Origin of the sequence: Xanthomonas massiliensis, assembly GCF_900018785.1 — a bacterium.
Lineage (GTDB): Bacteria > Pseudomonadota > Gammaproteobacteria > Xanthomonadales > Xanthomonadaceae > Xanthomonas_B > Xanthomonas_B massiliensis.
Map to the genome: position 1 here is coordinate 274,769 of NZ_FCOY01000005.1, position 25,417 is coordinate 300,185.

Below are 25,417 nucleotides of genomic sequence, written 5' to 3' on the forward strand. Positions count from 1 at the left end.
CGGGGCGCGATCCCGGACAACGTCCCGGACATGCGGGGCTGCGGCTATCGGCGGTGCCCCCGCGGACCAGGCGCGGGCGACACCGTCATGCGTCCCAACGCAGGCGCAAAAGCAAACCGGCCAGCCGATCGCGGGATCGGCTGGCCGGCAGGTGTGGCGGCGGGGCGTCAGGCCACGTCTTCGGCGCTGGCACCATCGAGCTGGGCGACGTCCTGGGGCGAGAGCCCCAGCGTGGCGGCCTTGAGGATGTCGTGCAGCTGCTCCACGCTGGTGGCGCTGGCGATCGGCGCGGTGATCGAGGGACGCTCGATCAGCCAGGCCAGCGCCACCTGCGCCGGCGTGGCCGAGTGCTTGCCGGCGATGTCGTCCAGCGCCGCCAGGATGCGCAGCCCGCGCGGGTTCAGGTACTGCTTGACCACCTGCTCGCCGCGGGCATGGCTCTTGGCCGCGTCCTCGGGCTTGCGGTACTTGCCGGTGAGGAAGCCGCTGGCCAGCGAGTAGTAGCTGATCACGCCCAGGCCCTGCTCGCGCACCAGCGGCTCCAGCTCGGCCTCGTAGCCGGCGCGGTCGTACAGGTTGTACTGCGGCTGCAGCGTCTCGTAGCGCGGCAGGTGCTGCTGCTCGGAGACCTTCAGCGCATCGGCCAGGCGCCGCGCGCTGTAGTTGGAGGCGCCGATGGCGCGCACCTTGCCCTGCCCGATCAGCCGGCCGAATTCGCCCAGGGTGGCTTCCAGCGGCACCGAGGCATCGTCCTCGTGCGCCTGGTACAGGTCGACGTGGTCGGTCTGCAGGCGGCGCAGCGAATCCTCGATCGCGGCGGCGATGTTGGCCGGCGCCAGGCCGGGATGCTCGGCCCACTTGGCCACCTTGGTGGCGAGCACGACCTTGTCGCGCTTGCCGCTGCGCTTGAACCACTTGCCGATGATCGTCTCCGACTCGCCGCCGTGGTTGCCCGGCACCCAGGCCGAGTACGTGTCGGCGGTGTCCACCAGGTTGAAACCGGCGTCCACGAAGGCGTCCAGCAGGGCGAATGAGGTCTTCTCGTCGGCGCTCCAGCCGAACACGTTGCCGCCGAAGGCGATGGGGCGGACCTTGAGGCCGGAACGGCCGAGTTCGCGATAGTCGGTCATCGGGGGGGACTCCTTTGGATCGATGAATCTGATGAGGGGCGAGACCGGTCAGGATAAGGACCAAATCCTTCCCCGCATGTGACGGCAGTGGGAAACCGCGTTTCATCGGCAGCGCCGCGCGGCACGCACGGACACGGGGGCGCGACGCCGGCGGGACGTGCCCCGGCAGGCGCCGCAAGCAGGAAGGAGCGGCGGCACGCGGGGCGATGGCGCGCGTCCCGGCCGCATCCTGGGCGGGGAACATCGTGGCGCGCTGCACGGATGCCGATGCGGGAGAGCCGCCTGCGCAGCAAGGCATGCGGTGTCGCAGGGGCGCCGGAGACGCATCGCGGGGGGCATGCGATCATGGCGCCCGCATGCTCGTCGCCTTCAACAAGCCCTTCAACGTGCTGTGCCAGTTCACCGACGGCAGCGATCCGCCGCGTCGCACCCTGGCCGGGTTCGGCCTGCCGCCGGGGGTCTACGCCGCCGGCCGCCTGGACTACGACAGCGAGGGGCTGCTGCTGCTCACCGACGACGGGCGACTGGCGCACCGCCTGACCGATCCGCGCCACAAGCAGCCCAAGACCTACTGGGTGCAGGTGGAGGGCGATCCCGACGATGCGGCGCTGGCGGCGTTGCGCCGCGGGGTGCTGCTGAAGGACGGGCCGACCCTGCCGGCCGGCGTGCGCCGCCTGGCGGCGGCCCCGGCGCTGTGGCCGCGCGAGCCGCCGGTGCGCTACCGCAAGACCGTGCCGGACGCCTGGCTGGAGATCGTGCTGCGCGAGGGACGCAACCGCCAGGTGCGGCGCATGACCGCCGCGGTCGGACTGCCGACGCTGCGGCTGGTCCGCATGGCGATCGGCGACCGGCGCCTGGACGGGCTGGCGCCGGGGCAATGGCGCCAGCTCGGGTGAGGGCCGGGGATTATTCCTCGGTCTCGGCGGCGCGGCGCGCCAGTGCCGCCGCGCGGGCGTCGGCATTGCCGGCGTGCGATTCGAGGCGCTGGGCGCTGCCTTCGATCGGCGCCTGCCGCGCCTTCTGGCGCTTGCGGTAGACCGCATAGGCGATCAGTCCGGCGCCGGCGACCGCCGCGGCGATCGCCACCGCCGGGTTGCGGCGCACGAAACGGGTGGCGACCTTGCCGCCGGTCTTCACCGCGCCCAGGGCGGCCCCGGTCTTGACCCAGTCCACGGCGGTATGGGCGTCGCCACGCAGGTGGTGCCCGGCGTTGCGCAGCCCGTCGCCGGCCTGGCCGGCCAGGTCCAGCGCGCGTTCCAGGGCACGGTCGGTGATGACGGTGAGCTTGCTCATTGAAGATCCTTGCGTGGAGGAAACGGACGATGAGGGTCCTCCACGTCCCGTATAGGCGGCGTGGTGACGCGCAGGCGACGCCGGCGGGGCCGTGGCCGGCGAGGGCGCACATACGGGGGGCGGTCGCCGGCCGCGGCGGGGCACGTGGTCATCGTCCGGTCATATGGAGGAAGAACAATCAACGACTTCATCGCGCGCCATTGCGTGATGCAGGGCCAGGCCTGCGATTCGGCCGAGGACAACGACAACCGCGTCCTCGTCTACCGCCTGACCCTGCCCGACGCCGCCGCGCGCTGACGCGGCGCGCCGGGATGCGGGGCGCCACCGGGTCTGCCGCGGGATGGACATGGCGCGAATGCCCGGGATGCGCCACCTTCGCTACCCGCTACCCGCTACCCGCTACCCGCTACCCGCTACCAGCGCCGATGCCGCGCCGTGTCGGTGCCGATGCCGCTACCAGTGCTGGTGCCAGTGCCGAGCGCCCAGTGCAATGCGTCCGGTGCAGGGCGCCGCGTTTCCGAGCCCTGCGACACGCCTTCGATGGCCGGGGTACCGGCAGCCGCCTCGGCCTGCGTTTTTTGGGGGGCGCCGGACAATCCGGCCGATCGGGTCCGCGCCAGCCGCGACCGGCGCCGTTGCCGCGGCGGGTCGCGCCGCGCCCACCGGGCCGCCGTCTCGCCGCCGGGCTTCATCGCGCCGAGCGCTGCCGGCGTTCGCCCGTCGCCGGTCTGTGGCGCTGGATGGCGCCTGGCCGCGGTCCCGGGGCAGTCCTTGCCGGCGTGGCCCGGCGATGTCCATCGCCCGGTCGGCACCGATGGCCGGCTTGCTCGTCCGGCCTGTCATGAAGGGGCGTTGCGCCGCGGAAGCGGAGGACGATCACCGGGTACCATCCCCTGCATAGGTCGCACGGCGTTGCCCGACGAGCGGGATCGGGGCGATCGCCGCGCATCGCGGGATGGACAGGCAACCAGGATAGGACATGGCGACCGACCCCGGTTTCGTGGAATACGTGCGCGAGCAGATCGGCCTCGGCGACCGGCTCGCCTGCCGCAAGCTGTTCGGCGAATACGCGCTGTACGTGGACGACAAGGTGGTCGCCTTCCTTTGCGACGACAGCCTGTTCGTCAAGCCCTCGCCGGCGGTGGCCGAACTGGCGCCCGGCCTGCCGATGCGGCCGCCGTATCCGGGCGCGAAGGATTACCCGGTCGCCGACGAGCTGCTCGACGATGCCGATGCCCTGCGGGCGCTGGTCCTGGGTACCGCCGAGCGGATGCCGCCGCCGAAGCCCAGGCGCGCTGCCGAGCGCACGCCGCGGCGCTGACCGGGACGGCGCGTCCGGCGCGACGAAAGAGGGCGACGAAAGGGCGTGACGAAAGAGGGCGGGCCCGGATGCGGAAAGCCCCGCGATCGCGGGGCTTTCCGTCGTGTCACGCGTGCCGGTCGGCTCAGGCGTGCTGCTGCTTCAGCCAGGCATCGATCTGCGGACGCCGCTGCGCGCGCAGCTTGATCCGGGTCTGGATGCCGGTGATGGCGGTCTGCGCGTCGCGGCGCGAGGTCGCGGCGATGTGCTGCTCGGCGAAGGCCGCGATCTTGTCGGCCATCTCCGGCTTGGACGAACTTGCGCCGAGCATCGGGTAGTAGCGGGCGCGCGAGGTCGAATCCACCAGCGTGTCCACCTGCTCGCGATGGGCGACGGCGAAGTCGAAGGCCAGGTCCGGATGCTGGCGCGATACCGCGCTGATCATGCCGGCGCTGTTGGTGGCGCCGGGTTCGTCGGTCAGCGCCATGTCCAGCGCGCGCTTGGCCAGGGCCGGATCCTTGGCCATCGCCAGCAGGCTGTAGTACTGGTCGCGGATCATCGACGAGGTCTCCTTCCTGGCCAGTGCGTGCAGCTGGTCCCAGGTGGCCGCGTCGGCGTTGCGCGCGACGATGCCCAGCACGGTGCGGCGCTGGTCGGCGGCCAGCGAGGCCGGGTCGGCGACGAAGGCGGCGAACCGGTGGCGCGCCTCGGCGATCACCTTCTGGTCGCCCAGCGTGCTCAGGATGCCGAGCAGGGTGGCGCGCAGCTGCTTGGTCTGGGCGGAGTCGCCCTCGCGGTTGTCCCAGCCGAGCCGTTCGAACGCCGGCGACAGCCGCGACAACGCGTACTTGCGCCAGGCGGCCTGCTGCTTGGCGTCGCCCTCGTACAGGTCATCGATGCCGCCGAGCGTGCCGGCCACCTGCTGCCACAGGTCGGGCGAGGCATCCAGCGGCACCTTGGCGGTCAGGTCGAGCAGGTCGGCCTCCGGCTGCAGGCCCACCGCCGCCAGCGCGCCGGCGTCCATCATCACGCCGAGCTGGTCCACCGCCGGCAGGGCGGCGAACCCGGCGGCCAGCGCCTTGAACTGGTCCGGCGCGTACAGCGTGCGGTAGTAGCCCTTCTGCCCGGCATTCACCAGCACCGGCCCGCTGCATCCCGGCAGCGTCACGCTGGCCTGGCCGTCCACCAGGGTGCGTACCACGGTGCCGTCGCCACCGCGCACGGCCACCGGCACGTGCCAGCGCAGCGGCGTCTTGCCGGGACGGTCGATGGTGTATTCATCCTGCTCCAGCGCCACCACGGTGCTGCCGGCCTCGCAACGGGCGCTGGCCTTGATCAGCGGCACGCCCGGCTGCAGGGTGAAGTCGTGCGCGACCTGGGTGAACTGCTTGCCCGGCGCGGCCTGGTCGATCTCGGCCCACAGGTCGTCGGTGACCGCGTTGCCGTAGGCGTGCTTCTTGATGTAGCTGCGCACGCCGTCGCGCCACGGGTCCGAGCCGACGTAGTCCTCGAGCATGCCGATCACCGCCGAGCCCTTGCCGTAGGTGATGCCGTCGAAGGCCTGGCTGGCCTGCTCCACCGTCGCCACGTGCTGCACGATCGGGTGGGTGGTGGCGTAGGCGTCGCGGCCCATCGCGCCGCGGCTGGTATGGACCGCATCGGTGTGGTCGATGTCCCACTCCGGGTGCAGCTTCTGCGTGGTGCGCCCTTCCATCCAGGTGGCGAAGCCCTCGTTGAGCCACAGGTCGTCCCACCACGCCATGGTCACCAGGTCGCCGAACCACTGGTGGGCGATCTCGTGCGCGGCCACGGTGAACACGCGCTGCTGGTCGGAGACGTTGGAGATGCTCGGGTCCAGCAGCAGCGAATACTCGAAGGTGAAGATCGCGCCCCAGTTCTCCATCGCGCTGAAGAACTGGCTGCGGCCCGGCGCGGCGATGTTGTCCAGCTTGGGCAGCGGGTAGGGCACGCCGAAGTAGTCGTTGTACTCGGCCAGCACGTCGCGGCCGGACTCCAGCGCGAACTGGGCCTGGTCGACCTTGCCCTTCTGCGCGATCACGCCGATCTGGGTGCCGTTGGGGCCGGCCAGGGTGGCGCGGTCGAAATCGCCCAGGCCGAAGAACAGCAGGTAGGTGGACATCTTCGGCGTGGTGCCGAAGGTGACGCGCTTCAGGCCGCCGCCGATGTCCTCGGATCTGGCCACCGGCATGTTGCTGACCGCCATCTGCGCGGCCGGCGCGACCACGGTGAGGTCGAAGGTGGCCTTGAAGTCGGGCTCGTCCCACGACGGGATGAAGCGGCGCGCGTCGGAGTTCTCGAACTGGGTGTACAGGGCGCGCTTCTGGCCGTCCGGGGTGGCGTAGTCGAGCGCGAACAGGCCGTTGGCCTGGGTGTTGATCTTGCCGCTGTAGTCGGTGGACAGCACGTACTTGCCCGGTGCCAGCGGCTTGGCGAAAGCGAAGGTGGCGGTCTGGCCGTCGGCGTCCACGCTGACCGTGGCGGCCAGCGGCTTGCCCTTGGCCGGTACCAGCGTGGCGTGGGCGAAACTCATGTCGGCGGCCTGCAGCACGATGCGGTCGGTGGCGGCGAGCACCTCCAGGTCGATCCGCACCTTGCCGTCGAAGCGCATCTGCTCGGCATGCGGGGTCACTTCCACCGTGTAGTGGCTGGGTCGCGCGGTGCGCGGCAGCTGGGTGGTGACCTCGGCAGCGGCCGGGGCGGCGGCGGGCTGGGCGGACAGGGAGGCGGCGGTGCCGGTCAGGGCGAGCGCGATGGCGGAGGCCAGGATATGGCGCATGGGATTCCTCGTTGGCGGGATGCATGCGGCGAGGCCGCAACCTCGGGATCATCGCCCCGCCGCCCGCGTCCGCGACAGCGCCGGAAGTCATGCCTCGGTGCCGGGCGGGCGCTGGCCGCGTCCCGCTGGCGTTGGCGTGCGGCAATGGAATGCGCGATCGCCCGTGCCGGCCGGAGGCTTGCCTGGCGACCCGATGGCCATGGCACCTCACCGCCCCGGGTCGTGGCGCCGGGCCGCCGCAACGCCGTGCATGGCGGGCCGTTCGACGGGGAACCCCTTTCCTTCGGCGTTTGCAGGTCGAATGCAATGGCCTTGCCGGGGGCGTACCGCCACGCCATTCCGTCCGTTTTGCAACCGGCTCGCCATTTTGCAGCCGGCTCGTCCCCACCACCCGCTTCCGGCCGCGGGACATGGCCGCCGGACATCTCCTCTGGGGCGATGCGATGGGAGGCGGCCTTCTGAAGGATTCCTGGGGCTTCCCGCCGCGATCTCGGGCTTGCGCGGCTTGCGCGGCTTGGGCGCCACGGTGCACGGATGTGGTCCGCGAATGGTCTGGCCAGGCCAGGCGGGCCGCTGCGACTCCGCCCGGGTTCGCCGTGTCACGGGCCGGTGGATTTACGTATCACCGGTGGCGACGATGGATTGTGGCGACCGTCCGCATCAAGTGGACGGATGAAGTCCGGCACAGGTCCACCGTCGTGATGGGCCGACGTGGTTCACGTACCACGGGGGTTGGCGCGCTGGGGCGCAGCCATGGTCCGCACCAGGTGGACGGATGAAGTCCGGCAATGGTCCACCGTCGTCATGGGCCGGGGTGGTTCACGTACCGCGGTGCTTGGCGCGATGGGTCGCGGCTGTAGGCCGCACCAGGTGGACGAATGAAGTCTGACAATGGTCTGCCGTCGCCATGGGCCGGCGCGGTTCATGTGCCGCGGGGCATGGCGCGATGGGGCGCAGCCACGGTCCGCACCAGGCGGCAGGATGAAGTCCGGCAATGGTCTGCCGCTGCCACTGACCGGTGCGGTTCATGTGCCTGGGCTCGGCGCGACGTGGCGGCCACGATCCGCACCAGGCGGAAGGATGAAGTCCGGCGATGGGCCGCCGTCGTGATGGGCCGACGCGGTTCACGTACCGCGAGGCTTGGCGCGATGCGTCGCGGCGGCGGTCCACGGATCCTCCGGCCACGGATGCCGGGGATAGCGTCCCTTCATCTCCTTGCGCACCTCGGCGTAGGTGGTGTCCCAGAAGTTGCGCAGGTCGGCGGTGACCTGCAGCGGCTTGCCGCCGGGCGAGAGCAGGTGCAGCAGCAGCGGCACGCGGCCGTCGGCGATGCGCGGGGTGTCGGCCAGGCCGAACAGTTCCTGCAGCTTCACCGCCAGCACCGGCGGCTGCGCGTTGCCCTCGTGGTCGAGCGCGTAGTCGATGCGCCGCTCCAGCCCGGAGGGCACGGCGATGCGCGCCGGCGCGTGGCGCTCGACCAGCTGCCGCTGCGCCCACGGCAGGGGCGACTTCAGCGCTTCGCCCAGTTCGCCCTCGGTCAGCGCGTCGAGCCGGGTCTTGCCGGCGAAGGCGGGACGCAGCCAGGTGTCCAGCGTTGCCAGCAGCGCCGCGTCGGACAGGTCGGGCAGGTCGAGCTCGGGCATCCACCGGCGCAGGCCGGCCACGCGCGCCTGCCACTGGCGCAGGCCCTCGGTCCACGGCAGCGCGTCCAGGCCGAGCTCGCGCACGGCCTCGGTCAGCGCCTGCGCGGCCTGTGCCGGATCGACCCGGCCGGCGGCGCGGCTGTCGATCACGATGCGGTCGAAGCGGGTCTCGCGGCGGGCCACCAGCGCGCGCTTGCCGGCGTCCCAGACCGCGCCCTCGTGTTCGACGAAACGCCGCGGGAAATCGGCGCGCAGCCGCGCCTCGTCCACCGGCGCGGCACGCAGCAGCAGCGCGTCGCCGCGCGCTTCGTAGCGCAGCTCGCTGGCCACCAGCCACGGCTCGCCGCGCAACGCGCTGTCGTCGAACAGTTTCGCCATGCGGCCGTTGGCCAGCTGGTAGCGCAGCGGGTCGTCGCGGTGGCGCAGGGCGATGCGGTCGGGGAAGGCATGGGCGAGCAGGTCGCCGAGTTCGTGCGCCTCGATCGCGGCCGGCGGCGCGGCCTCGCTGCGCAGGCGCCGCCGCCATTGTTTCGCGGCCGCATCGATCGCAGCCAGCGCGCCGCGGCTGGCATCGTGCGGCACGTGGCCGTGGCGGAAGGCCGCCAGCGCACGCCAGCGTTCGGCCAGCGCGTCGGAGCGGCTGCGCAGGGGATCGCGCGCTTCCAGCAGCGCGGCCAGGTCGGCGGCCAGCGCCTGTTCGCGCGGCGATCCGGCCGCCCGCAGCATCGCCGCCAGCCGGGGATGGGTGCCCAGCCCCAGCATGCGGCGGCCGGCATCGGTGATGCCGCCGCCCTCGCTCAGCGCGCTCAGCCGTTGCAGCAGCTCGCGCGCGGCCGCCAGCGCGCCGGGCGGCGGCGGATCGACGAAGCGCAGGTCGTCGCTGCCCCAGGCCGCCAGTTCCAGCGCCAGCCCGGCCAGCTCCACCTGGACGATCTCCGGCCGGCGCTGCGCCTCCAGCCGCTGCGAGGCCGGCCACAACCGGTAGGCCCAGCCGGCGGCGACGCGGCCGGCACGGCCGGCGCGCTGGTCGGCCGAGGCCTGGCTGATGGCCACCGCGTCCAGCCGCGAGAAGCCGCTGTTGGGGTCGAAGCGCGGCTCGCGCGCCAGCCCCGCATCGACGACCACGCGCACCCCCGGCAGGGTCACCGACGATTCGGCCACGTTGGTCGCCAGCACCACCCGGCGGCGGCCGTCGGGCGCGGGCTGCAGCACGCGCGACTGCTGCTCCACCGGCAGGTCGCCGTGCAGCGGCAAAATCTCGATGGCGTCCGCCGTGCGGGCCGTGTTGCTTCCTGCGGATGTCTGTATCTGCGAGCGGGAGGCGAGCTCGTTCGCGCCGATGGGCTTTGGCCCTGCTTCCCGCTGGTGGGCGGACGCTGGCAGAACGGCCGCCTCCAGCGCGGCCTGCACCCGCGCGATCTCGCGCCGGCCGGGCAGGAACACCAGCACGTCGCCCGGGTGCGCAGCCAGTGCGTGTTCGACGGCGCGGCGCGCCTGCGCTTCCAGCGCCTCGTCGCGGCGCGCGGGAAAGTGCGCGATCTCCACCTCGAAGCCGCGCCCGGCGCTCGACAGCCGCGGCGCGTCGAGGAACTGCGCCAGCCGCGCGCCGTCGAGGGTGGCCGACATCGCCACGATGCGCAGGTCCGGGCGCACCGAGGCCTGCACGTCCAGCGCCAGCGCCAGGCCGAGGTCAGCCGACAGGTGGCGCTCGTGGAACTCGTCGAACAGCAGCGCGCCGACGCCGTCCAGCAGCGGATCGTCCTGCAGCATGCGGGTGAGGATGCCCTCGGTGACCACCTCGATGCGCGTGGCCGCCGAGACCCTGTTCTCGAAGCGGATGCGGTAGCCGACCGTCTGCCCGACGTCCTCGCCGAGCTGGCGCGCCATGAACTGCGCGGCGCTGCGCGCGGCCACCCGACGCGGCTCCAACATCACGATCCTGCGGCCTTCGAGCCACGGCGCATCGAGCAGCGCCAGCGGCACCTGGGTGGTCTTGCCGGCACCGGGCGGGGCTTCCAGCACCAGCCGCGGATGCGTGGCCAGGCTGTCGGCGATGGCCGGCAGCAACGGGGAGATCGGGAAGTCGGCGCGATTCATGCGCGGCAAGGATACGGACAATGCCTTGCGGTGCCGATGCGATGGCCTTCCGGCCGCGCCACCGGCCGGGGAGCGCATGCCGGATGTGGCACCACGACCTCTCTGCACAAGTTCGTCTGCATCGTTCCCGGCGACGTGCGTGCCGGGAACGCCTTGTCGGCGACGGTTCAGCCGGGATGCGCCTCGGCCCAGCGGGCGTTCTGGGTGCGCCCGCCGTAGCCGTAACTGTCGCCATCGACGGCGTGTACGTGCACGTAGCATTCCGGGTGCAGCGGGCCGAGCAGGGCTGCCATGCCGTCGTAGGCGGCCTTCACGAAAGCGGCGGTCTCGGGCTTGGTGTTGGTACCGGCGGTGATGCGGATCTCCAGCCAGAAGGCCGAAAGCCCGGTGCGCGCCAGTGGTTCGCCGGCTACGAACCAGCTGTCCGGATCGGCCGTCTCGACCAGCGCCGCGGTGACGCCGGGATCCTTGCCCAAAAGGTCGGCGGCGAGCCGCGCGGCCAGTTCGGCGATCGGACGGCGCAGGTCCGGATGCGGCACCGGAGTCGTGTAGCGGATGTTGATCATGGGCATGCCGGCAATTCCTTCGCGGGTAGGAGACGGCAGCATGGGTTCCGGCGTTGAATAACGGAACTGGATCAATCCCTATATCTACGATTGGGTTTTGCTATGCTCGATCTCGAATCAGTCCGCCTGTTCGTGCTGGTCGCCGAACACCTGAACCTGACCCGTGCCGCCGAAGCGGCCGGCACCGTGCAGCCGGTGGTGAGCCAGCGGCTGAAGACGCTTGAAGCGACGCTGGGACGCCGGTTGCTCGACCGCACGCCGCGCTTCGTGCGTCTGACCGATGCCGGCACCGCGTTTCTGATGCATGCACGGCAACTGCTGGCCGCGCACGACGCCGCCCTGGCATCGGAGGATGGCCCCGGCATGCACGTCATGCTTGGCGTAAGCGACCATGTGCTCGGGACCGCGTTCGCCACCGTGTTGCGCCGCTTGCGTGCGGCGCTGCCGGCCCATGCCATCTTCTCCATGCGACTGGGGGTATCGCAGCAGATCCGCGCCCTGTACGACGCCGGCGACATCGACCTGGCGCTGGTACGCCGCGAAGGCGGCGGCCAGGACGGCGAGGTGCTGGGCGAAGATCCGCTGGCCTGGCGCGCACCGGCGACATGGTCGCCATCGCCGGGGCCACTGCCGCTGGCGCTGCTGCCACCCCCCTGTGGCGTGCGGGAGGTGGCGTTGAAGACACTGGAGCGCGCCGGACTGCCGTGGCGCGAGGCCTTCGTCGGTGGCAGTTGCCTCGCGTTGAGGGCCGCGGTCGATGCCGGCATCGGCGTGGCGCCGCTGGGCCGGCTGGCCGGCGGCGACCTGCCCGATCGCGGCACGGCCCTGGGCCTGCCGCCGCTACCCAGCTCCCGGATCGTGCTGCTGGCACGCCCGGCTGCGCCGCATCTGGCTGCGGCAGCAAGAAGCGTGGCCGCGAGCGTGCGCGATGGCTTGCGGGCCTGACAGCGGCGGGCAGCGATCACTCGGGCGCCGACAGCGCCTTCAGCAGGTCGGCATCGAAGCGCTGTGGATCCTGCACCTGCGGCGAATGGCCCAGGTCGGGATACTCCACCAGGGTGGCGTGCGGGATCGCCCGGGCCGCGCGTCGGCCCAGCTCGACGTAGTTGCCCAGCGCCGGGCGGACCTGCGCCGGGGCGTAGCCCTTGCCGATGGCGGTCTTGTCGTGGCCGCCGATGAACAAGGTGGTGCGCGGCTGCAGCCGCGGCAGTTCGTACACCACCGGCTGGTTGTAGAGCATGTCGTAGGTCAGCGCCTGGTTCCAGGCCACGCGTTCCTTGCCCGGGCCGAGGTACATGCCGGCCTGCATCCGCGCCCAGCGCTCGAAGCGCGGTTCCCAGGCCCCGGCGTAGTACACGTCCATCTGGTAGCGCTTGATGCTGTCATAGTCGGTCTTCAGCTCGCCGGCGTACCACTGCTCCACGCTGACGTAGGGCACGCCGGCCACGCGCCAGTCCTCCAGGCCGAGCGGGCCGATCAGCGCCAGGCGGTCGATGTCCTGCGGCCAGGTCAGCGCGTAGCGGATGGCGAGCATGCCGCCCATCGAGTGGCCGACCAGGTCGAACCGGGCGATGCCCAGCGACTGCAGCAGGGCGCGGGTGTTGGCCGCCAGCCCGGCCACCGTGTACTGGTACTCGGCCGGTTTGGTGGACTTGCAGAAGCCGAGCTGGTCCGGCGCGATCACCCGCCAGCCGGCGGCGCTCAGCGCCTTGATGGTGTCCTCCCAGGTCGCGGCGCAGAAGTTCTTGCCGTGCAGCAGCACCGCGGTGCGGCCGTTGGCCGGGCCGGTCGGCGCCACGTCGAGGTAGGCCATCTGCAAATGCTGCTGCTGCGAGGTGAACTCGTACCGGTGCACCGGCCACGGGTAGTCGAAGCCTTCCAGCTGCGGGCCGTAGGCCGGCCCGTTGTCGGCGGCACAGGCCAGCACGGGCAGGGCCGCGGCCAGCAGCAAGGCCACCGGCAGGCGCAATCGGGCCATGGGCATTCGTCTCCTTCGACGTGGCAGGGAAGGGACACTCTACAATCCCCCGCTTTTACGACGGCCGCGCGCTCCCCATGGACCTGATCGACATCGGCGCCAACCTCACCCACGACAGCTTCGACCGCGACCGCGACGCCGTGCTGGCGCGCGCCCGTGCGGCCGGGGTCGCGCGCATGGTGGTCACCGGCGCCAGCCGCGCCGACAACCCGAAGGCGCTGGCCCTGGCGCAGGCGCATCCCGGCGTGCTGTGGGCCACCGCCGGCGTGCATCCGCACCACGCCGCCGAGTACACCGACGAATGCGATGCCGAGCTGCGCGCGCTGCATGCCCACGCCGAAGTGGTGGCGGTGGGCGAATGCGGGCTGGACTACTTCCGCGATCTCTCCCCGCGCCCGGCGCAGCACAAGGCCTTCGAGCGCCAGCTGCAGATCGCCGCCGACCTCGTCGCGGCCGGCACGCCAAAGCCGCTGTTCCTGCACCAGCGCGACGCCCATGCCGATTTCATGGCGATGCTGAAGAACTTCGACGGCAGGCTCGGCGCGGTGGTGGTGCACTGCTTCACCGGCAGCCGCGAGGAGCTGTTCGACTGCCTCGACCGGGACTGGCACATCGGCATCACCGGCTGGCTGTGCGACGAGCGCCGCGGCGCGCACCTGCGCGAGCTGGTGCGGCACATCCCCGCCGACCGGCTGATGATCGAGACCGACGCGCCCTACCTGCTGCCGCGCACGCTCAGGCCGATGCCGAAGGACCGCCGCAACGAGCCGGCGTTCCTCGCCCACCTCGCCGCGGAAGTGGCGCGCGACCGCGGCGAGGACGTCGAGGCGACGGCGCGCGCGACCACGGCGACGGCGCAGCGCTTCTTCGGCCTGCCGGGTTGAGCGACGCCGGCACGGTGCCCGTTCCCGGTGCCAAGGTGTCGGGGGCGTGGCCCCGACCTACCATCGTGCGATGCCGCTTGGGGGGGGCGTAGGTCGGCCCCACGCGGCCGACGCGCGATGGCAGGTGCCGCGCGATGGCAGGGACGACGCGCGCGACCGGGGCGCAGGGGATCGCCGTGACCGTCGGCCTATGGACGCGCACGCCGGCATTGCCGACCATCGCCGTCGCAGGCCCCCGCCTGCCGCCTCCAGGGAACCCGTCCATGTTCAAGTCCGCATCGCTCCTCGTCCTGCTCGGGGCCGGCCTGCTCGCCGCGCCTGCCCAGGCGCGCCCGTCCGCGTCCGCCACGCATCCGGGCGTGGAGGTGGTACTGGATGCCGCCGCGTCGGCGCAGGCCGGTGGACGCCTGCTGGTGTTCGCCATCGATGCCCAGGCCGCGCGCGCGCAGGCCAAGGACGGCAAGGTCGAGGCGGTGGACACCAGCCCGTTCCGACCCACCCAGACCACGGTGGTCGCGCGCGAGGTGCAGCGCCTGCGGCCGGGCGTGGCGGTGACGCTGGACGACAGCGACCTGGCGTTCCCGGCGCCGCTGTCGCAGCTGCCGCCGGGCGACTACCTGATGCAGGCGGTGCTGGACGTCGACCACGACTACAACTACGGCGGCCGCGGCGCGGGCGATCTGGTCAGCGACGTGGTATCGGTGCACCTGCCCAGCACCGTGCCGCCGCGGCTGCAGCTGGCCCGCACGCTGCCGGGGCGCGGCGACCCCTGGACCGCGGTCGCCGGGCGGCTGCCGCCGGCGCTGCAGCCGCACCTGGGGCAGGCACGCGCGCACATCGAGCCGATCGACTTCACCAGCCCGGCGCTGTCGGCCTTCCGCGGCGAGCCTGTGCCGATGCGTGGCTGGGTGGTGCTGCCGCCCGGCTACGAGCGCGGCAGCCAGCGCTATCCCACCGTCTACTTCACTCACGGCTTCGGCGGCCGGCTGGACTACCTGCTGGCCAACGCCGCCACGTTCTACGCCGGCATGGCCGAGGGCCAGTTCCCGCCGATGATCTGGGTGCTGCTGGACCAGTCCGGCCCCACCGGCACCCACGAGTTCGCCGACTCGGTCAACAACGGCCCCTGGGGCCAGGCGCTGACCGCCGAGCTGATCCCGGCGCTGGAGGCGCGCTACCGCATGGACGCGCGGCCGTCCGGGCGCCTGCTCACCGGCCATTCCTCCGGCGGTTGGGCCACGTTGTGGCTGCAGGTGCGCTACCCGGCGGTGTTCGGCGGCACCTGGTCCACCGCGCCGGACTCCAGCGATTTCCACGACTTCACCGGTGCCGACCTCTACGCCGCGCACGCCAACGTCTACCACCGTGCCGACGGCAGCGTGCTGCCGCTGGTGCGCAACGACGGCAAGGTGATCGCCACGTTCCAGCAGTTCGCGCAGCTGGAGCGGGTGCTGGGCGCGTACGGCGGGCAGATGGCCTCGTTCGAATGGGTGTTCTCGCCGCGCGGCGCCGATGGCCGGCCGCTGCCGATGTTCGACCGCGACAGCGGCGACGTGGACCCGGCGGTGGTGGCGTACTGGCGCGAGCACTACGACATCGCCCACCGCATCGAACGCGACTGGCCGGCGCTCAAGCCCGACCTGGACGGCAAGATCCACGTGATCGTCGGCACCGCCGACACCTTCTACCTGGACGGCGCCGCGCACCGGCTGCAGGCGGTGCTGGACGGCCTTGGCGCGCGCTCGGACTTCCGCTTCCCGGAAGGGCGCACCCACTTCGACCTGCTCACCGTCGGCGAGGACCGCCAGGGCGTGCTCAAGCAGATCGCACGGGAGATGTACGCCGTGGCACGGCCGGGAACGGATGCGCCGGCACCGGCCGCCGGTCGCTGATCGACCGGCCACGATCGGTCACGTCAGGTGCGGGCAGCTGGTGGGTCGGTAAGGGAGTGGGAGTGACTCCGGCCGCGGTCGGCGCCGCACCCCGGCTGCAGGCGGCGGACGGCCTCGGCGCGCACTCGGATTTCCGCTTCCCGGAAGGGCGCACCATTTCGACCAGCTCGCGGTCGGCAAGAACCACCCGCGCGTGCCCAAGCGGATCGCCCGGGAGATGTACGCCGTGGCGCGGCCGGGAACAGATGCGCCGGTACCGGCCGCCGGTCGCTGATCGACCGACCACGATCGGTCACGTCAGGTGCGGGCAACTGGCGGGGCGGTAAGGGAGTGACTTCGGCCGCAGTCGGCGCCGCGGATCGGTTGCAGGCGGTGCTGGACGGCCTCGGCGTGCGCTCGGATTTCCGCTTCCCGGAAGGCGCACCCACTTCGACCAGCTCACCGTCGGCGAGGACCGCCCGGGCGTGCCCAAGCGGATCGCCCGGGAGATGTACGCCGTGGCGCGGCCGGGAACGGATGCGCCGGCACCGGCCGCCGGTCGCTGATCGACCGGCCATGATCGGTCACGTCAGGTGGGAGCGAATGGCGGGTAGGTAAGGGAGGAGTGGCTCCGGCCGTGGCCGGCGCCGCACCCCGGCTGCAGGCGGCGGACGGCCTTGGCGCGCACTCGGATTTCCGCTTCCCGGAAGGGCGCACCCACTTCGACCTGCTCACCGTCGGCGAGGACCACCCGGGAGTGCTCAAGCGGATGCGCCGATACCGCCAGTCGGCCGGCGATCCCCCTTCAGCTGCCGCGATAGGTCGAGTAGCCGTACGGCGAAAGCAGCAGCGGCACGTGGTAGTGGCCCTCGTCGGCCAGGCCGAAGTCGATGACCACCACGTCGAGGAACGGCGGCTCGGCCAGCGGCGTGCCCAGCCGGCGGAAGTGGTCGGCCACGGCGAATTCCAGCCGGTAGCGGCCGGCATGCAGTTGCAGCATGCGCAGCGGCGGGCAGCGGCCGTCGTCGTCGGTGGCCCCGCTCCACAGCGGCAGGCCGGCGTGCAGCAGGCGCACGGCGACGCCGGCGGCGGGACCGCCGCGGCTGGTGTCGAGCACGTGGGTGGACAGGGTGGTCATGCGGCGGATTCCCGGGGATCGTCGGCCGGTGCTGGGCACTGGCCGGTGAACTCGGCCACATCGTAGGCCAGGAAGTCCTCCACCACCGCGTCGTGGTCGTCGGCGAACAGCTGGTCGGCGACCGCGCGCGCCAGTTTCGGCAGGGCGTACTTCAGGCCCGATAGCGCGGCCGCGGACAGGCCGTGGTTGAGCAGGGCCGAATAGTTGAATGCGAACAGGCCGTGCAGCGGCGCGGCGTCGGCCGCCGTCCTCGGCAGCAGCTCGAAGCCGGGGCCGAGGTAGGGATGGGCGTCGAGCAGCGGGTTGGCGACGGCGGCCGGCGGGGTGTAGCGGTCGCGCCAGCGCGCGATGGCCGGCGCCACGTCGGCCAGTTCCGGGCGCAGGTCCGGGTCAGTGACCAGGCCGGTGGCGATGGCGAGGAAATCGAACGCGTGCTCGCCCTGCGGCGTGGTCACGACGGCGCGGCCATCGCGCTCGGCCACGTCCAGCCACGGCGCGCCCAGGTGCAGGCGGAAACCGGGCAGCGCGGTGGCACGGGCGAAGGTGTCGTTGGTGGGCGGCTGGTTGCGCTCGAAGAAACTGGCCATCAGCCGGTACTTGTCAGCATCGGGCAGGGCCGGGAAGCGGGCGATGATGCCGGCCTGCTCCATGTGGCGGATGGGGTTGATGCGCGGCAATTCGCGCCGGCGCACGAACACGTGCGCCTCGGCCACGCCGGCATGCAGCGCGTACTGGGCGTTGTCGAAGGCCGAGGCGCCGCCGCCGAGGATGCCGATGCGCTTGCCGGCCAGCGCGGCATAGTCGATCGGGCCGGAGGTGTGCGCGTACAGGCGCGCGGGCAGCCGTTCGCGGACGAAGGCCGGCACCGTCCACTGGCCGCCGCCCTGGATGCCGGTGGCGAGCACCACCTTGCGCGCCAGCAGCGTGTCGCCGCCTTGCAGGTGCAGGCGGTGCACGCCGGCGTCGGGCAGCGGCTCGATGCGCAGCAGCCGCGTGCCGTTGCGCACCGGGATGCCGAGCACCTGCCGGTACCAGCGCAGGTAGTCCATCCAGGCGTCGCGCGGGATCTTGTCCAGCGCCTCCCAGCCCTCGGCGCCGTGCTGCGCCTCCCACCAGGCGCGGAAGGTCAGCGACGGCAGCCCCAGGTCGATCGAGGTCAGCTGCTTGGGCGTGCGCAGGGTGACCATGCGCGCATAGGTGACCCACGGGCCTTCCTGCCCTTCGGGGTTCTCGTCGATGACCAGCAGGTCGGACACGCGCTCGCGCATCAGCGCGAACGCCGCGCCCAGGCCGCTCTGGCCGCCGCCGACGATCACCGCATCGAACACGTGGCCGTCGGCGTGCGTGCGCGGCCGCGTCCAGCGTTCGCCGCCGTGGGCGAGGCGCTGCAGGTCGCGGGCAACATCGCGTTCGAGCTGCGCCAGGCTCATGCGCCGGCCTCCAGCGCTTCGAGACGCAGGCGCACGATCTCGCCGATCTGCTCGATCGCGGTGGCGATCTCGGCACTGCGGCCGTTGTCCAACCGCTGCTCCATCGCCGCGAGGATGCCGGCCTTGTCGGTCAGCCGCACGCAGATCACGAACGGGAAGCCGTAGCGGTGGCGGTAGGCGTTGTTGAGCGCGTGGAAGCGCGCGTATTCGTCCGGGGTGAGCCGGTCCAGGCCGGCGCTGGCCTGCTCGGCGGCCGAAGCCGCGGTCAGCGTGCCGTCGATGGCGGCCTTGCCGGCCAGTTCCGGGTGGGCACGGATCAGCGCCACCTTCTCTTCCGGCGTGGCCGCGTGCAGCGGCGCCATCAGCCCGGCGAGCAGGTCGTCGAACGGGCGCCGTTTCGCCGCGCGCTCTACCACCCACGGCGAATGCTCGAACAGCGTGCGGTAGCGGGCGACGAAGTCCGCATCGCTCAAGGCGTTCCAGTCGGCGACGGCGGTGTTCATGCGTGCGTGCCCTCCAGCGAGACGTGCGCGGACACCACTTTCCAGCCATCGGCAAAGCGCACCCAGCTCTGGCTCTGGCGGCCGCGGCGCTCGCTGCCGGCGCGGAAGAATTCGGCGTTGGCGGTGGCGAAGTCGTCGCCGTAGGTCGCGATCTCCACCCGCGCCAGCCGCCGTTGCGGCGAGCCGCCGCGGCCGTTGCGGAACGCGCGGATTTCGTCGATGCCGTACAGCACCTCGCCGACGCCGTAGCGCACGGTGCCCGGCGCGGGGTGGAACAGCGCATCCATCGCGGGCAGGTCGTCGGCCATCAGCGCGCGTTCGTATTCGTCGAACGCGGCGCGCACCTGGGCGACGACGGCGGGATCGTTGACCTTCATGCGCCGGCTCCGGCGAACGGATGTTCGCGCCGCCAGTGCTCGGCGATGTCGATGCGCCGGGCGATCCAGGCATCGCCGCTGGCGAGCACGTGGTCGAGGAAGCGCGCCACCGCGCGCGCCCGGCCCGGGCGCCCGGCGATGCGCCCGTGCAGGCCCACCGACATCATCCGCCCGCCTTCCTCGCGCAGCTGCTCGAAGGTGTCGCGCAGGTAGCGGAAGAATTCCTCGCCCTCGGAAAAGCCGTTGTAGGCGACGATCTTCATGTCGTTGACGTCCAGCGTATACGGCACGATCAGCTGTGCCCTGCCGAAACGGGTGTCGTAGTAGGGCAGGTCGTCGGCATAGGAATCGGCGTCGTAGGTAAAGCCGCCTTCCTGCACCACCAGGCGCGCGGTGTTGGGACTGGTGCGGCCCTGGTACCAGCCCTGCGGGCGCCGGCCGGTCAGCGCGGTGTGCAGTTCGATGGCGCGGGCGATGTGCTCGCGCTCGACCGCTTCGGGCACGTATTGGTAGTCGATCCAGCGGTAGCCGTGGCTGGCGATCTCCCAGCCGGCGGCCAGCATCGCCTCCACCGCGGCCGGGTTGGCCTCCAGCGCCTTGGCCACGCCGAACACCGTCAGCGGCACGCCGCGCTCGGCGAACAGCCGGTGCAGGCGCCAGAAGCCGGCGCGGCTGCCGTACTCGTACAGGCTCTCCATCGCCATCGCGCGCATGCCGGTGTGCGACTGCGCGCCGACCATCTCCGACAGGAACGCCTCCGAGCCCTGGTCGCCGTACAGCACGCTGTTCTCGCCGCCTTCCTCGTAGTTGATCACGAACTGCACGGCGACCCGTGCGCCGCCGGGCCAGCGCGGATCCGGCGGCGTGGCGCCATAGCCGACGAGGTCGCGCTCGCCGCTCATGCCTGCGCTTCCGCATTCCATGCCGCCAGCGCGGCCTCGACGCCGGCGCCGGGCGGGCAGCGGTAGCCTTCCGCGCGCAGCACCGTCTCCAGCGCGCCCAGGGTGATCAGCACCTTGTGCTTGGCGGCGTTGTAGCCCATCGCGCCGATGCGCCAGATCCTGCCCTGCAGCGGGCCGAAGGCGGAGCCGATCTCGATCTCGAAGTCCTCGCGCATGCGCCGGCGCACCGCCTCGCCGTCGATGCCGGCGGGGATGACCACGCCGGTGACGTTGGTCATGCGGGTGGCGTCGTCGCCGAACACCTCCAGCCCCAGCGCGCGCGCGCCGGCGGTCATCGCGCGGCCGGCGGCGCGGTGGCGGGCGTAGCGGTTTTCCAGCCCTTCCTGCAGCACGATGCGCGCGCACTCGCGCGCGCCGTAGAGCATGGTGGTGGCCTCGGTGTGGTGGTTCAGGCGCTTGTCCGACCAGTAGTCCATCACCATGGCCAGGTCGAAGTAGTTGGACAGGATGCGCGGCTCGTCGCCGTCGTCGATGTCGGCGCGGACGATGCCGCGCTCGACGTGGCGGCGGGCGAAGATGCGTTCGGCGGCGGCCTCGGACACGGTGACCGGCGCCGAGCCGGACGGCCCGCCCAGGCACTTCTGCAGGCCGCCGGTGACCACGTCCACGTCCCAGCGATCGCTTGCGATCTCCATGCCGCCGATGGTGGCGGTGGCGTCCACGTAGGACAGCGCGCCGTACCGGCGGCAGATCGCGCCGAAGCCGTCCAGCGGCTGGGCCATGGTGGTGGAGGTGTCGCCGTGGATGGTGGCCACCAGCTTCGGCTGCACGCGGGCGACGGCGGCCTCGATCTCGTCCAGCGGCACGGTCTTGCCCCACGGCGCCTCGACCGTCTCGATCCTGGCGCCGATGCGGCCGAGGATCTCGGTCAGCAGCAGGCCGAAGCGGCCGAAGTTGACCACCAGCACGGTGTCACCCGGCGCGACCAACGACACCAGCGCGGCCTCGATGCCGGCGCGTGCGGTGCCGTCCACCAGGAAGGTCCACTGGTTCCGCGTGCCGAAGATCGGCCGGTACAGGGCCATGACCTCGTTCATGTACGCGGTCATTTCCGGGTCGAACTGGCCCAGCAGGTCGGCGGACATGGCGCGCAATACGCGCGGGTGGGCGTTGACCGGCCCGGGGCCCATCAGCAGGCGCTGCGGGGGATCGATCTCGGCGAAGAACTCAGTTGCCACGGGTTGCTCCCAATCGTTCGATGAAATCCAGCATGGCCGCCACGGCCACGCCGGCGTCGGCCGCGCTGGCGCGCTCGGCCGGGTTGTGCGAGATGCCGCCGTCGCAGCGCACGAACAGCATGGCGGTCGGGCACAGCGCCGCCATCACCATCGCGTCGTGGCCGGCGCCGGAGACCAGCCGGCGCGGGGCGACGCCCTGCGCGGCGACCGCCTGTTCCAGCAGTTTCGTCAGCGCCGGGTCGCAGGGGCTGGCGGCCAGGTCCTGCACCTGGTCGGCGGCGATCGCCACCTCGCGTTCGCCGGCGATGCGGCGGAAGCGGCGCAGGATCTCGCCGGCGCCGGCATCGCGCAGGTCGTCGCGGCCGGCGCGCACGTCCAGCGAGAACTCGACCCGGCCGGGGATCACGTTGGTCGCCCCGGGCCGCACCTGCAGGCGCCCGACCGTGGCCACCAGGTCCGAGCCGGCCTCGCGCGCCACCGCCTCGGCCGCCAGCACGCACTCGGCGGCGGCGGCCAGGGCGTCGTGGCGCAGCGGCATCGGGCAGGTGCCGGCATGGCCGGCCTGGCCGCTCACGGTCACGTTGAAACGCAGCTGCGCGGCGATGCCGGTGACGATGCCGAGCGGCAGGCCCTCGGCCTCCAGCACCGGGCCCTGCTCGATGTGCGCCTCCAGGTAACCGACTACGCCGGCCGCCGCGCGCGCGGCCTCGCCGATGCGCGCCGCATCCAGTCCCCAGGCGGCCAGGGCGTCGGCCACGGCCACGCCGGCACCGTCGGCCACGCCGGCGAGATCGGCCGGATCGAGCGCGCCGGCGACCGCGCGGCTGGTGAACATCGAGGCCGGGAAGCGCGAGCCTTCCTCGTCGCCGAAGGCGATCACCTCGATCGCGAACGGCAGCCGCCGCCCGGCGGCGTGCAGCGCGGCCACGCACTCGATGCCCAGCATCACCCCGAGCGGGCCGTCGTAGCGGCCCGCATCGCGCACGCTGTCGATATGGCTGCCGATCAGCAGCGCCGGCGCTCCGGGTGCGTCGGCTTCGTAGCGGCCGACCAGGTTGGAGGCCGCGTCGATGCGGACCGCCATGCCGGCCTGGCGCATCCAGTCGGCCACCGCCTGCTGCGCGGCACGGTGGGCGGGCGAGAGCCAGGCGCGGTACAGGCCGGTCTCGCTGTCGCTGTAGGGCGCCGCGCCGAGGGCATCGCAGCGGGCGATGGCGCGCTGGCCGGGGGCACTGGCGGAAGGAGAGGCGGAGGCGGGCAGGGCGATGACGGCGTTTCCGGAGGGCGGCCGCTGCGGGCCGCCGTGCTGGGACTATACGAACGGGCTTCCGTCGCCTTCAAAAGTTTTTTTCTCACATTCTCGTTGCAAAAAACGCAATGGCATGCGGAGCCGTGCCCGCGGCGGGGAACCCCGGCCGCCCCGGCATGGAGGCGCTGGAAGAGGGAATTGTCGGAAGCGATCGGGACCGGCGGCTCTGCCGAGCGTTCGTCCGGCTGCGCCGAGGCCCGGCGGCCGGCCCGGTGCACGCCGTGCGGGGATCCCGCGCGGCCGCATGCCGCGAGCGCCTGCGGACCAGCCATCCCGGCCCATCGAGCCGATCACGGTACGGACCGATCACGGTACGTACGTTGGTCTGCACCCGCGCGACCGTGGCGATCTCGATGTCGGCGGCCGCGGAGGCGGCCTTGGCCGCGTCGGGCACCTGGAAGCCCCCGCCACGCGCCATCGCGGAGGGCATGAGCACGGCCACGGGCGTGAGTCCCGGGCCGCCGGGTCAGGGGGCCGGCACCAGGGCCCGGCGCAGCAGGGCCAGGACACGCGCCCGGTCCACGTCCAGGCAGACGCCGGCGTTGGCGCGGCCCGGTGCGGGCCGGGTCATGCCGTCGTCGGCCACCGCGACGTGCATCGGTACCGGCGTGCACACTCCGGGGTCGAGCAGGCGCGCCACCGGCACCACGTCGAACAGCGTGGGCACCGTGCCCCACGGGCTGCGCGCGGCCCATAGCGGGTACAGCTGGGACAGCGGCCGCGCCCAGGGCGTGGCGGCCGCGAACACGGCCGCCTGCAGGTCGGCCGGCAGCGCCACTTCGGTGGCGTCCAGCGGCAGCATCTCCACCGCCACGCCGGAGGCGAGCAGGCGGCGCAGGGCCGCCGGGGCGAGCTTGACGTTGTATTCGGCGCCGGGCGTCTCGGAATTCGTGCCGGCCTGGTCGCCGTAGCCGCGCCGGATCGAGCCGCCCATCAGCACCACCTTGCGCAGCCGCGCGAACGTGGCCGGATCGCGCTGCAGGGCCGCATCGACCGTGGTCAGCGGCCCGAGCGCGAGCAGCACGATGTGCCGTGCGGGGGCGGCGCGCAGCGTGTCGAGCAGCGCGGCGACCGCATCGGGGGATGCGCGGGTTTCCGTCGCGGCCCATTCGCCCTGGGTGACAGGGGAATCGTCGCCGGGACCGGCGGGGCCGGCGGCGACGGGCAGGTCGGGGCGGCCGCCCGCATCGAGGAAGCGGCGCAGCAGCCGTGCGCGCAGCGCGGTGTCGCCCTGGCTGGCGGTGAACAGCACCGGCTCCAGGCCGGGCGAGGCCAGCACCAGGGCGATGGCGAAGGCATCGTCGATATCGCTGCCGAAGTCGGTGTCCACGATCACCGCCTGCGGCGCATGTGACGCAGGCGGTGCCTGTGGCGCGGCCACGGCGGTGCCGCCGGCCAGGAGCAGGGCCGCGCAGAGGCGGGGCAGCAGGCTTGCGGGTCGGATCATGGGCGGCGGGCACGCGGGGGCGGGGAACGCCATTGTGCCCGGCGCCGGGTCGCCACGACGCCCCGCGCCGCCGGCTCCGGCCGGACGGCGCGGCGATGCGGGACTAGCAGACGCGCAGTTCCGGATCCTGGCCCAGCCCCAGGCCGCGGGTGTCCAGCGCCATGCGCGGCGAACGCGGCGGCGGCGGCGGCAGCGGGCCGGTCTTGCCGGCCATCACCTGGGTGAAGGCCTCGCGGAAGCGCGCCATCTCGGCCTCGGTGCCGACGCTGATGCGCGGCCAGTTCTCGAAGCCGGGCCAGGTGCGGCCGACCATCACGCCCCAGGTGGCCATCGCGCTCTGGAACGCCTTGCCGTCGCGGCCGATGTCGACCATGAAGCAGTTGCTCTCCGACTTGGTGCAGGTATAGCCCTGGCCTTCCAGCCAGGCGACGGTGCGGCGGCGCGCATCGCCGAGCATGCGGCGCCGGCCCGGCACCAGCTCGGGATCGCGCAGGCTGGCGGTACCGGCGACGAGGGTGGTCATCGCCACCGAGCCGTTGCTGTTGAGGTCGATCTTCTTGAGCGTGTCCGGGTGGGCGACCGCGTAGCCCAGGCGCAGGCCGGCCATGCCGTAGAGCTTGGAGAAGGTACGCAGCACGATCACGTCCGGGCGCGACACGGCCAGGTCGATCGCGGTCTGGGCGTTGTCGGACAAATGGATGTAGGCCTCGTCGACCAGCAGGATGCTGCCCTTGGGCTTGTGCTCGGCGGCGAATTCCAGGTCGGCGTGGGTGGTGATCGCGCCGGTGGGGTTGTTCGGGTTGCAGATGTAGACCAGGCCGGCCTTGGGGTCGGCCGCGCACATGGCCTGCACGTCGTGCGAGTAGTCGGCGCGCTGCGGCACCTTGATCACCTTGGCCTTCATGCGCATGCCGGCGGTACGCCAGGCCTGCTCGTAGGTCGGGTCGGCGGTGACCAGCGAGCGCTCCGGCGAGACGTAGGTGGTCACCGCCAGGTCCAGCGGGCCGCTCGAGCCGGGATAGACGCTGATGTACTCCGCCGGGATCTTCAGCGAATCGGCCAGGGTGGTCTGGAACTCGCGCGACTCGGCCATCGCGTAGCTGCCGCCGGAGGGTGCGGCCTCCACCATCTTGAGCAGCGCCGCCTGGCAGGGACCGATGGACAGCGTGTTGGAGCCCAGGTTGATGACGCTGGGCTGCTCGTAGGCCGGGGTCGTGGTGGCCGGGGCGGCCTGTGCCAGCACCTGCCGCGGCAGCACCTGCAGGCCGGACCCGACCAGGCCGGCCACGTAGACGGAGCTCTTCAGGAAACCTCTGCGTGAAGCCGTGCTGCTCATGCGTATCTCTCCTAAGCCTGGGGCGTTGTAAGGGGCCAGCCTGCGCTGCCGGGGCAGCGGGCCGTGCGCTTGCGCGTGCGCCGGGGGCGGAGCACGCGGCCGGGCGCGCGTCCCGCGATGCCGTCGTGGCCCACCCTATCGCCCCGGACGGAGGGCCTCGCAGCTGTCGCGGGTAGGC

At 72.4% G+C, this 25,417-nt stretch carries 21 protein-coding genes and 2 pseudogenes; 7 read left to right on the forward strand and 16 right to left on the reverse strand.

Going from position 1 to position 25,417, the window contains the following annotated elements; translation table 11 throughout:
* Positions 1-167: 167 nt before the first annotated feature.
* Positions 168-1,130 carry an aldo/keto reductase gene (locus BN3794_RS02955; protein ID WP_066093078.1) on the reverse strand — a complete coding sequence of 321 codons (963 nt, stop codon included), beginning with the start codon at positions 1,128-1,130 and terminating at the stop codon, positions 168-170.
* 356 nt (positions 1,131-1,486) lie between these two features.
* Between BN3794_RS02955 and BN3794_RS02960 the strand changes: the two genes are divergently transcribed.
* Positions 1,487-2,026 carry a pseudouridine synthase gene (locus tag BN3794_RS02960; protein WP_066093081.1) on the forward strand — a complete coding sequence of 180 codons (540 nt, stop codon included), beginning with the start codon at positions 1,487-1,489 and terminating at the stop codon, positions 2,024-2,026.
* A gap of 10 nt (positions 2,027-2,036) precedes the next feature.
* Here BN3794_RS02960 and BN3794_RS02965 read toward each other — a convergent pair whose 3' ends face one another.
* Complete coding sequence (locus BN3794_RS02965; RefSeq protein ID WP_066093084.1) at positions 2,037-2,423, reverse strand: hypothetical protein; 387 nt, start codon at positions 2,421-2,423, stop codon at positions 2,037-2,039.
* A 144-nt stretch (positions 2,424-2,567) separates the two neighbouring features.
* On the opposite strand from BN3794_RS02965, the gene BN3794_RS16590 reads away from it, so the two are divergent.
* Together BN3794_RS16590 and BN3794_RS02970 are read left to right on the forward strand one after the other, a co-directional pair.
* The gene (locus BN3794_RS16590) at positions 2,568-2,720 is read left to right on the forward strand and encodes a hypothetical protein (RefSeq protein ID WP_160330882.1); all 153 of its coding nucleotides are present in this window, start codon (positions 2,568-2,570) and stop codon (positions 2,718-2,720) included.
* Between the two features lie 682 nt (positions 2,721-3,402).
* Positions 3,403-3,744 (forward strand): TfoX/Sxy family protein, encoded by a 342-nt coding sequence (locus tag BN3794_RS02970; protein ID WP_066093087.1) that lies wholly within the window; start codon positions 3,403-3,405, stop codon positions 3,742-3,744.
* A gap of 124 nt (positions 3,745-3,868) precedes the next feature.
* Here the strand turns inward: BN3794_RS02970 and BN3794_RS02975 are convergent, their stop codons facing one another.
* From BN3794_RS02975 to BN3794_RS02985, 3 genes are all read right to left on the reverse strand, one after another.
* Entirely contained in the window at positions 3,869-6,520 is a 2,652-nt protein-coding gene (locus tag BN3794_RS02975; protein WP_066093089.1) for a M1 family metallopeptidase, read from the reverse strand.
* Between the two features lie 1,124 nt (positions 6,521-7,644).
* Entirely contained in the window at positions 7,645-10,260 is a 2,616-nt protein-coding gene (gene hrpB, locus BN3794_RS02980; protein WP_066093092.1) for an ATP-dependent helicase HrpB, read from the reverse strand.
* Between the two features lie 167 nt (positions 10,261-10,427).
* Positions 10,428-10,826 carry a hypothetical protein gene (locus BN3794_RS02985; protein WP_201455250.1) on the reverse strand — a complete coding sequence of 133 codons (399 nt, stop codon included), beginning with the start codon at positions 10,824-10,826 and terminating at the stop codon, positions 10,428-10,430.
* A 102-nt stretch (positions 10,827-10,928) separates the two neighbouring features.
* Between BN3794_RS02985 and BN3794_RS02990 the strand changes: the two genes are divergently transcribed.
* Positions 10,929-11,771: a LysR family transcriptional regulator gene (locus tag BN3794_RS02990; RefSeq protein WP_066093100.1), complete on the forward strand. Its 843-nt coding sequence runs from the start codon at positions 10,929-10,931 to the stop codon at positions 11,769-11,771.
* A gap of 16 nt (positions 11,772-11,787) precedes the next feature.
* On the opposite strand, the gene BN3794_RS02995 is transcribed toward BN3794_RS02990, so the two are convergent.
* Entirely contained in the window at positions 11,788-12,804 is a 1,017-nt protein-coding gene (locus BN3794_RS02995; protein ID WP_078059559.1) for an alpha/beta fold hydrolase, read from the reverse strand.
* A 77-nt stretch (positions 12,805-12,881) separates the two neighbouring features.
* On the opposite strand from BN3794_RS02995, the gene BN3794_RS03000 reads away from it, so the two are divergent.
* From BN3794_RS03000 to BN3794_RS16785, 3 genes and pseudogenes are all read left to right on the forward strand, one after another.
* Positions 12,882-13,688, forward strand: coding sequence for a TatD family hydrolase (locus BN3794_RS03000; RefSeq protein WP_066093106.1), 807 nt, complete (start codon positions 12,882-12,884; stop codon positions 13,686-13,688).
* Between the two features lie 263 nt (positions 13,689-13,951).
* A complete protein-coding gene (locus BN3794_RS03005; RefSeq protein ID WP_066093109.1) occupies positions 13,952-15,580 on the forward strand; it encodes an alpha/beta hydrolase in 1,629 nt (542 codons plus the stop codon).
* A 348-nt stretch (positions 15,581-15,928) separates the two neighbouring features.
* Positions 15,929-16,125 (forward strand): annotated as a pseudogene (locus BN3794_RS16785) (enterochelin esterase); the annotation flags it as partial.
* A gap of 239 nt (positions 16,126-16,364) precedes the next feature.
* Here the strand turns inward: BN3794_RS16785 and uraH are convergent.
* From uraH to BN3794_RS03050, 10 genes and pseudogenes are all read right to left on the reverse strand, one after another.
* Positions 16,365-16,697, reverse strand: a complete 333-nt coding sequence (gene uraH / locus BN3794_RS03010; protein WP_066093112.1) for a hydroxyisourate hydrolase — start codon at positions 16,695-16,697, stop codon at positions 16,365-16,367.
* Positions 16,694-18,127 carry an FAD/NAD(P)-binding protein gene (locus tag BN3794_RS03015; RefSeq protein ID WP_066093115.1) on the reverse strand — a complete coding sequence of 478 codons (1,434 nt, stop codon included), beginning with the start codon at positions 18,125-18,127 and terminating at the stop codon, positions 16,694-16,696. Before BN3794_RS03015 ends, uraH begins: the two co-directional genes overlap by 4 nt.
* On the reverse strand, positions 18,124-18,630 hold the full coding sequence (gene uraD, locus BN3794_RS03020; RefSeq protein ID WP_066093118.1) for a 2-oxo-4-hydroxy-4-carboxy-5-ureidoimidazoline decarboxylase: 507 nt from the start codon (positions 18,628-18,630) through the stop codon (positions 18,124-18,126). The genes BN3794_RS03015 and uraD overlap by 4 nt, the downstream gene beginning before the upstream one ends.
* Positions 18,627-19,007: an oxalurate catabolism protein HpxZ gene (gene hpxZ / locus BN3794_RS03025; protein WP_066093121.1), complete on the reverse strand. Its 381-nt coding sequence runs from the start codon at positions 19,005-19,007 to the stop codon at positions 18,627-18,629. The genes uraD and hpxZ overlap by 4 nt, the downstream gene beginning before the upstream one ends.
* Entirely contained in the window at positions 19,004-19,909 is a 906-nt protein-coding gene (gene puuE, locus BN3794_RS03030) for an allantoinase PuuE (RefSeq protein WP_066093124.1), read from the reverse strand. The genes hpxZ and puuE overlap by 4 nt, the downstream gene beginning before the upstream one ends.
* Entirely contained in the window at positions 19,906-21,099 is a 1,194-nt protein-coding gene (locus BN3794_RS03035; RefSeq protein ID WP_078059573.1) for a pyridoxal-phosphate-dependent aminotransferase family protein, read from the reverse strand. The genes puuE and BN3794_RS03035 overlap by 4 nt, the downstream gene beginning before the upstream one ends.
* A gap of 37 nt (positions 21,100-21,136) precedes the next feature.
* Positions 21,137-22,360, reverse strand: a complete 1,224-nt coding sequence (locus BN3794_RS03040; RefSeq protein ID WP_066093129.1) for an allantoate amidohydrolase — start codon at positions 22,358-22,360, stop codon at positions 21,137-21,139.
* A 397-nt stretch (positions 22,361-22,757) separates the two neighbouring features.
* Positions 22,758-22,856: pseudogene (locus BN3794_RS16790) on the reverse strand (SPFH domain-containing protein); the annotation flags it as partial.
* A gap of 66 nt (positions 22,857-22,922) precedes the next feature.
* Positions 22,923-23,903: a nucleoside hydrolase gene (locus BN3794_RS03045; protein WP_066093132.1), complete on the reverse strand. Its 981-nt coding sequence runs from the start codon at positions 23,901-23,903 to the stop codon at positions 22,923-22,925.
* Positions 23,904-24,006: 103 nt separating this feature from the next.
* Complete coding sequence (locus tag BN3794_RS03050) at positions 24,007-25,239, reverse strand: pyridoxal phosphate-dependent aminotransferase (protein WP_078059562.1); 1,233 nt, start codon at positions 25,237-25,239, stop codon at positions 24,007-24,009.
* Between the last annotated feature and the right edge of the window lie 178 nt (positions 25,240-25,417).

Excerpts from the sequence above, each read along its gene's own strand:
- BN3794_RS03005 (WP_066093109.1), top strand. The coding sequence starts at position 13,952 with ATGTTCAAGTCCGCATCGCTCCTCGTCCTGCTCGGGGCCGGCCTGCTC.
- BN3794_RS03050 (WP_078059562.1), bottom strand. The coding sequence starts at position 25,239 with ATGAGCAGCACGGCTTCACGCAGAGGTTTCCTGAAGAGCTCCGTCTAC.
- BN3794_RS02995 (WP_078059559.1), bottom strand. The coding sequence starts at position 12,804 with ATGGCCCGATTGCGCCTGCCGGTGGCCTTGCTGCTGGCCGCGGCCCTG.
- BN3794_RS02960 (WP_066093081.1), top strand. The coding sequence starts at position 1,487 with ATGCTCGTCGCCTTCAACAAGCCCTTCAACGTGCTGTGCCAGTTCACC.
- BN3794_RS02970 (WP_066093087.1), top strand. The coding sequence starts at position 3,403 with ATGGCGACCGACCCCGGTTTCGTGGAATACGTGCGCGAGCAGATCGGC.
- BN3794_RS02955 (WP_066093078.1), bottom strand. The coding sequence starts at position 1,130 with ATGACCGACTATCGCGAACTCGGCCGTTCCGGCCTCAAGGTCCGCCCC.
- BN3794_RS02965 (WP_066093084.1), bottom strand. The coding sequence starts at position 2,423 with ATGAGCAAGCTCACCGTCATCACCGACCGTGCCCTGGAACGCGCGCTG.
- BN3794_RS03015 (WP_066093115.1), bottom strand. The coding sequence starts at position 18,127 with ATGAGCCTGGCGCAGCTCGAACGCGATGTTGCCCGCGACCTGCAGCGC.
- BN3794_RS02985 (WP_201455250.1), bottom strand. The coding sequence starts at position 10,826 with ATGATCAACATCCGCTACACGACTCCGGTGCCGCATCCGGACCTGCGC.
- BN3794_RS02975 (WP_066093089.1), bottom strand. The coding sequence starts at position 6,520 with ATGCGCCATATCCTGGCCTCCGCCATCGCGCTCGCCCTGACCGGCACC.
- BN3794_RS03000 (WP_066093106.1), top strand. The coding sequence starts at position 12,882 with ATGGACCTGATCGACATCGGCGCCAACCTCACCCACGACAGCTTCGAC.
- hpxZ (WP_066093121.1), bottom strand. The coding sequence starts at position 19,007 with ATGAAGGTCAACGATCCCGCCGTCGTCGCCCAGGTGCGCGCCGCGTTC.
- uraH (WP_066093112.1), bottom strand. The coding sequence starts at position 16,697 with ATGACCACCCTGTCCACCCACGTGCTCGACACCAGCCGCGGCGGTCCC.
- BN3794_RS03035 (WP_078059573.1), bottom strand. The coding sequence starts at position 21,099 with ATGGGCCCCGGGCCGGTCAACGCCCACCCGCGCGTATTGCGCGCCATG.
- uraD (WP_066093118.1), bottom strand. The coding sequence starts at position 18,630 with ATGAACACCGCCGTCGCCGACTGGAACGCCTTGAGCGATGCGGACTTC.
- hrpB (WP_066093092.1), bottom strand. The coding sequence starts at position 10,260 with ATGAATCGCGCCGACTTCCCGATCTCCCCGTTGCTGCCGGCCATCGCC.
- BN3794_RS03045 (WP_066093132.1), bottom strand. The coding sequence starts at position 23,903 with ATGATCCGACCCGCAAGCCTGCTGCCCCGCCTCTGCGCGGCCCTGCTC.
- puuE (WP_066093124.1), bottom strand. The coding sequence starts at position 19,909 with ATGAGCGGCGAGCGCGACCTCGTCGGCTATGGCGCCACGCCGCCGGAT.
- BN3794_RS02990 (WP_066093100.1), top strand. The coding sequence starts at position 10,929 with ATGCTCGATCTCGAATCAGTCCGCCTGTTCGTGCTGGTCGCCGAACAC.